Below are 6520 nucleotides of genomic sequence, written 5' to 3'. Positions count from 1 at the left end.
AAAAAACAATAGCTAAATACATTCGAGAGCAAGAATCAGAGGATCGTTTGCGAGACAATATGAGTAAACGAGAATACGTCGATCCATTTAAAGAAATATAGGAAGATAAACGGTTGACGGTCAATTCAAAAAGCCCCTTTAGGGGCCACGTTGGTAAAGTGCCCTTATAGGGCGAAACTAAAACCGCCCGTTTTACGGGCGGATAATTATTCCTCAATTGGACCATTACTATTGGTTTTTAATTATTATTGCAGTGACACAATCATAGTGTTTTGTTTGAAAGTATGGCTCAAAGATGATACTTGGAATTGCTCTAGATGGTATCGTCGGACTTTGCCAAGAATAGCTATTGACGGAAATAGGAAAATACTAACGGGGAGATGAGTTAAACAAGGTGAACATAGAAGCTTGGCCGCCATTATTTTGTAAAGAAATGAAAGTACAAGCTGGAACTTTTTATTGAATCATAAGGTCTGATTCATTACATCCTTTTAAAAATATAATTGATTATCCTTTTCGAAACCCCTTGGAGACAATATATCCAAGGGGGAAATAATTCTATTGTGAAAATTTTATTATTCTGTTACTAGGAGGGTTAAGTATGAGTAATCAGAGTGTTGTTAGGATAGAGTGTGAAAAAGTACTCACTAACTGTATTCTTGTAACAAGGTATGTTAATATATATATATATATATAATAGTTTGATATTTCTAAAATAACTAAAGAAATTTGTAATTTTACAATTTCAATTAATTTGATGAAGTATTCTATAAGGAGAGATCTCTCTAAAATGAAACGAATTAATTACTCGATACAGTTAGTAAATCTGATGGAGTCTGTATCGAGCTTAACCTAAACATCTATCAGTTAACTGTATCGTCCACATTGTAAATAAAAAAGTGGAGGAATAGTTATTATGAATATCAATGCGTTAAAAAAAGAATGGATAAAATATGAAAAAGTGAAATTTAAAGGCTGGGACTTTTCTCATATAAAGGACGGTTGGGAAAATGAAACTCTGCCATGGGATTATGCTAGAATCATAAATAAGTATTTGTCTTCAGATTTAGAACTACTGGATATGGGTACAGGAGGTGGAGAGTTCCTTCTGTCCTTAAATCATCCTTATGAAAAAACATCGGTAACAGAAGGTTGGCAACCAAATATTGAACTTTTAAAGAGAAAATTAGTTCCTTTGGGGATAAATTTGGCTCCAATTGATGACGATGACATAATTGATTACGATGATAATCGTTTTGATATTATTATTAATAGACATGAATCATTTAATATTAATGAAGTAAAAAGAGTATTGAGACCAAACGGCGTATTCATTACTCAACAGGTTGGCGGAGAGAATGGAAACCGTTTATCAAATATGCTTATTCCAGACTTTCAACCAAGATTTAGGAAATTAAATTTGAAAAATACACAACATGATTTAGAGGAAAGTGATTTTGAGATTATATTCGCTAATGAATACTTTCCTTACCAAAAGTTTTTTAACATGGAAGCGCTAATTTACTATGCAAAAGTTATTGAGTGGGAATTTCCAGGGTTTAATGTAAATGATAACTTTGAACAACTACTGGATGCTTATAATGAGTTAACATTAAATGGCTACGTTTTAAACTATGAGCATCGATTTATAATAGTTGCATGTAATAACAAACCAATTTTATAAAATAATTTAAACCCGTTTTGAAAAAAGATCAAAACGGGTTAGCTTTTTATCAATTCTTAATGAATAATAAGAGATGTATGAATTATTCTATAAAACCAAATGGCTTTACACAAGACAAAATAAAGCAATTAGCAGAAAAATGATACGATAGTTCAATTAACCGCCCATACAGTGGAGAGGTTTTCCTTTGCACAAAGAATACTGTTAAAGTTATAAGAGAAAGGATTAAAGAACAAGATTGTACAGATATAAAGGAGTAAATATCTGTACGAAAAGAAAGATACCTGCTTGGTAGAAACGTCAAAGCTTTATCATTGTATCAATCTGGTTTTAGTTAATCCTAAAAGGTGTAATAAATTTTTAAAAAAATTGTTAAAATTAGATCTAGAATATAGTTTAAATTACCTTTAATGAATAGAAAGACTTGCAGGGTAAACTATCATTTGTTAAACAAAAAATCATAAACTTTGATATCATACCAAAACAAAACAAAAAGCTCCTCAACCATAAGTGGGAAGAGGGGCTTTACTTTATAATTAATTGCTTCGAGATCATATGTTCTATTCAAATAACATTTAAATTAAAGATGCCTATTAGCTAACTTTTATAATATTAGTATAAATGATTTTTAAATATAAGTCTATATTTTCCGAAAAAAATATTTTATTGTTAATTATACCTGGCCAGGAATCTCAAGTAAGAGGGGAAAGATAGCATGAAATGGCTTTCATGGGATATTAATTTAAAAACTAGACTTATTGGAGAAACGTTATTTAACATGTTATTTTGGATGTATTTTCCGTTTCTTACGATTTACTTTAGTGATGAATTGGGCGTGGTTGAAGCAGGTATTATAATGACTGCACCCTCTATAATTAGTATATTTGGGGGCATGATTGGCGGTTATATAACTGATCAATTCGGAAGACGTAAGATCATGGTAATTGGTGCATTTATGCAAGCAACATTTTTTGCCTTATTTGCACTTTCTTTTTCACCTTGGTTCGATTATGTAGCTTTCATTGGAATTAGCCTTGGGAAATCATTCTATAGACCAGCTAGTACTGCGATGGTAGCCGATCTTGTACCAGATGAAGAAAGGCGAAGTGTGTTTGCAACCTTTGCATCGGCTAATAATCTTGGTGCAATTCTTGGTCCAATTATAGGTGCGGTTTTATTTTTCCAATATCGTAGTGAGCTTTTATGGGCTTGTACAGTGGTTACATTACTTTATTCTATTGCAATATTATACATTATTAGGGAAACAATGCCAGAGCACGAGGAAGAGGATGAAGAAAGTAAGACGTTGCTATTGCTTGTAAAGCAACAATTTGTCAATTATTGCGAAATTCTTAAAGATAGGGTGTTCTTTTTTTATATACTTGGTGGTATCTTCATAAGCGTTTCAATTATGCAATTAGATCTTTATTTAGCTGTATATGTTAGAAACTTTGTACCGGCTCAAGAACTGTTTTCAATTGGGGAATGGTCAGTCGCACTAAGTAGTGAGGAAGTATTTGGGTGGATGATAGGATTGAATGGGCTTTTATTTGTTTTATGTGTTATTCCAGTAACCAAAATGCTGGATAGCTGGAGCGATCGAAATTCACTTATACTTTCAGCTTGTTTATCTGGAATAGGCATGTTTTTAGTGGGATTTACAACAAGTGCTTGGTTACTATTTGGTATTACAGTTATATTGACAATTGGAGAGATAATACATGGTCCAGTCGTGCAAAATTTTGTCAGTAAATATGCACCTAAAAATGCAAGAGGACAGTATATGGGAGCAGCTGATCTTCAGTATTCTCTAGGTCGATTAATTGCCCCTTTAACCGTCGTTCTATCTGCTTCTTTATCGCCAGTTTTAATATTTGGATTTATTATGGTATGTGCTTTGATTAGTGCAATTATTTATGTTTTTGTGTTTAAGATTTTGCCAGAGAACTATACTGCAAACAATAAAAATAGGGATTTTTAATTTTGAATTGTACTTATTCGGAATATAAAACGACTAAATTAATGAATTAGTACAGAGAAGGATCCTGCTAAATCAAATAGTGATTTAAAAGAGGTTAATTGCAAAGAATACGCAAACAATGAAATAAAAGAGCACATGAAGTTTTTCAGGAGTAGATGCTAAAAAAGCAGTTCTTCACACCTGTAGTATAACAGTTATTGAGATAAATGGAATGTGGAGAAACATTTATTACACCAATTGATAATAAATTCCCCAAGATTACTCTGAATAAATTAAATTTTATGATAAGGTATAGATAGAATTTGAAGAAAAGTACTTTAACTAACGACTAGATAATTGTATAAAGAAGATTGAAATGAAATTTGTTAACAAAAAAGGGAGGTATAGCAGGTGGACTTATTACTTTGGATTACCATTGGTTTCATAATAATCGGATTTATTTTTTTCACTTCAATGAAAAAAGGAATGGAAAATAAGCTCGCTTTTATAACAGCAAGTATGGAAGACGAGGAAAGTTCAGCAAAAGCTAAATCCATTATTTGGTGGATGGTGAGTACTACAGCTTGGGGAATAGTGAGTATGATTCTTATTGTTTGGTGGTTTCATAATTACTTTGGATAACTGTTTAAAAGATCCAACTGTAAAGAGGGTCGTCTTTTTCTTTGTTAAAGTTTTTTGAATATTATGGTATTATGGGATTAGGGGTTCTTCAATTAAAGTATGTTCAACCAGTAAATTCTGGTTACCCTTATAATACGATCTGGGCAGGATAGTGAAAGTAAAACAATGGTTTTTAAAATGAATTCCCTCCTATAAGTTGATTTCTAATTTAACTATATTATTTATTTGACACCATATAAAATTTAAACATTTTAGATTACTACTATTGAAGGGTTACAGATGAAAATTGGATAAAGAGAGGTTGAGTGGGAATGGAGAATACAAAAGGCAAAGATGTGCTATGGGAATGGATTAAGGCACTGTTTATAGCAATTATTATAGCCTTGATAATCCGTACCTTTTTATTTACTCCTGTTGTAGTTCAAGGCTATTCAATGGAACCTACTTTGCAAGATAAAGAACGAATGATTGTAACAAAAATAGGTGAACCTGAAAGATTTGATATCGTCGTATTCCATAAATCAGAAAGTGAAGATTACATAAAACGTGTGATTGGATTACCAGGAGACCGCATTGAGTATAAAGATGATACATTGTATATAAATGGAACACCTTACGATGAACCGTATTTAGACGAACTCAAACGAAAAGTAGAGGATGGACCTCTAACCGGTTCATTTACATTACGCGAAACTCCAATTGGCGATGATGTAGTTCCAGAAGGTCATTTGTTCGTTATGGGTGATAATAGAAGAGATAGTACAGATAGTCGTCACCTGGGGGCTATTCCAATGGAAAAGGTAATAGGAACAACAAATATTGTCTATTATCCTCTTAAAGAAATAAAGATTATTAGTAAGTAGAGTTAAACTTACATGAAAGATTATTATACCCCTTATTTTTTACGAATGAGAACTTTAGTATGAAAAGGGCAATGACTTGTTGAATCAAAGAGCAGTATCCTTGCGAAGCGAAGGGAGGGAAAATCATGAGTAAACGAAAGATAATAGCACTGGGTAACCTGTTAATAAGTGGTTCTATTGCTCTTATGATATCTATGTTTTTTGCGGGCGGAGCCATTTCTGAAAATTACACAGACAAAACATATGTTGCACCAGAGTTTTTCATAATTCTTGTTATCTGGGGGATTGGTGCAATATTCGTTTTGATTCAGTTTTTTAAGGATATAATACCCTATTTTGTTATTTCACTTATAATTACTTGGATTTCCATTCCTTTAGGGATAATAATAGGTTTTTCTATGGATAAGTAATCAAGATAGATTAGAAGAACTTATAAAAACAGGGTATGTGAAGACAACAGTTTTTTAAAATGAGGTGTACTATGTCGGAAATATGTATTAGATTAATAACTTCAGATAATTGGAGAGAAGCACTTGAACTATCCGTACACGATGAACAACAAAGGTTTGTTGCATCTGTTAATCCTCCTGTTGCTATTGCTCTTGCTAAAGCATATATAAAACCAGGAGGAAAGATGGTAGAGCCATATGGAATATACAATCAAAATAAGATGGTAGGCTTTTTCAATCTGCATTATACACCAGATAGTAAAGATGATTATTGGCTGTTTCACTTTTTCATAGATAAAAGATTTCAAAGAAGAGGATTGGGCAGAAAGGCATTAAATGAATTAATTAGACATATTAAAAATAGCAATCCTTCTTGTAACCGTCTGAATTTAACCGTTCATCCTGAAAATGAAGCAGGAAGATTATTTTATTTGAAATTTGGGTTTTCAGAAGACAATACAATGACCTTCGATGAACCCACTTTTTCCAAATTGTTATAACAATACTTTGAAGTACATATCATTTGAATTTTATTGGTCTAAACGAATGCAATAGTTTAGAATAGGGATTATCAATTAATGATCTATATATTTTTAAGAGTAAGTTCGGAAAACTAAGTTAAAATTTTATAATAAAAATCTTGTGTTAACAGGGCAGGCTAGTATAGACTGGGTTACTAATATGTCACTTTAATGATTTGGTGAGTCAAACCCCATGAATTTCGAACTCCGGTAGCTCCTATACGGGTACTTACGAGCATTACAAAATGGAGTTTTTGCAAGGAGATAGGGCTCTGTATCAATCCTTGTATGAGGAATTGAACTGACTTATTTATTTGGTAGAACAAAAGGAGCAATTAAAAGAATGGGAATATAAATCCAATCAAAGCTTTACACAAAAAGCTCCTAATGATATGAAAATA

The 6520-nt window shown here is 32.1% G+C and carries 6 protein-coding genes and 1 pseudogene; all 7 read left to right on the top strand.

Features of this window, described 5'->3' with window-relative positions; all coding sequences use genetic code 11:
• A pseudogene (locus HNR27_RS11355) lies at window positions 1–101 on the top strand (IS200/IS605 family transposase); the annotation flags it as partial.
• Between the two features lie 815 nt (window positions 102–916).
• Window positions 917–1684 (top strand): methyltransferase domain-containing protein, encoded by a 768-nt coding sequence (locus HNR27_RS11350; RefSeq protein ID WP_429339809.1) that lies wholly within the window; start codon window positions 917–919, stop codon window positions 1682–1684.
• A 715-nt stretch (window positions 1685–2399) separates the two neighbouring features.
• Window positions 2400–3665, top strand: a complete 1266-nt coding sequence (locus HNR27_RS11345) for an MDR family MFS transporter (RefSeq protein ID WP_429339808.1) — start codon at window positions 2400–2402, stop codon at window positions 3663–3665.
• A 390-nt stretch (window positions 3666–4055) separates the two neighbouring features.
• Window positions 4056–4286 carry a hypothetical protein gene (locus HNR27_RS11340; protein WP_429339807.1) on the top strand — a complete coding sequence of 77 codons (231 nt, stop codon included), beginning with the start codon at window positions 4056–4058 and terminating at the stop codon, window positions 4284–4286.
• 311 nt (window positions 4287–4597) lie between these two features.
• A complete protein-coding gene (lepB, locus tag HNR27_RS11335; RefSeq protein WP_429339806.1) occupies window positions 4598–5149 on the top strand; it encodes a signal peptidase I in 552 nt (183 codons plus the stop codon).
• A 125-nt stretch (window positions 5150–5274) separates the two neighbouring features.
• Complete coding sequence (locus HNR27_RS11330; RefSeq protein ID WP_429339805.1) at window positions 5275–5559, top strand: hypothetical protein; 285 nt, start codon at window positions 5275–5277, stop codon at window positions 5557–5559.
• Between the two features lie 71 nt (window positions 5560–5630).
• Window positions 5631–6098, top strand: coding sequence for a GNAT family N-acetyltransferase (locus tag HNR27_RS11325; RefSeq protein ID WP_429339804.1), 468 nt, complete (start codon window positions 5631–5633; stop codon window positions 6096–6098).
• The last annotated feature ends 422 nt before the right edge of the window (window positions 6099–6520 follow it).

Origin of the sequence: Ornithinibacillus bavariensis (assembly GCF_050433565.1) — a bacterium.
GTDB lineage: Bacteria > Bacillota > Bacilli > Bacillales > Amphibacillaceae > Ornithinibacillus > Ornithinibacillus bavariensis.
The sequence above is the reverse complement of the archived record's forward strand: the minus strand, read 5'-3'. Positions and strand labels throughout refer to the sequence as shown.

Coding starts and splice junctions, on each gene's coding strand:
- HNR27_RS11325 (WP_429339804.1), top strand. CDS start 5,631: ATGTCGGAAATATGTATTAGATTAATAACTTCAGATAATTGGAGAGAA.
- HNR27_RS11330 (WP_429339805.1), top strand. CDS start 5,275: ATGAGTAAACGAAAGATAATAGCACTGGGTAACCTGTTAATAAGTGGT.
- HNR27_RS11345 (WP_429339808.1), top strand. CDS start 2,400: ATGAAATGGCTTTCATGGGATATTAATTTAAAAACTAGACTTATTGGA.
- HNR27_RS11350 (WP_429339809.1), top strand. CDS start 917: ATGAATATCAATGCGTTAAAAAAAGAATGGATAAAATATGAAAAAGTG.
- lepB (WP_429339806.1), top strand. CDS start 4,598: ATGGAGAATACAAAAGGCAAAGATGTGCTATGGGAATGGATTAAGGCA.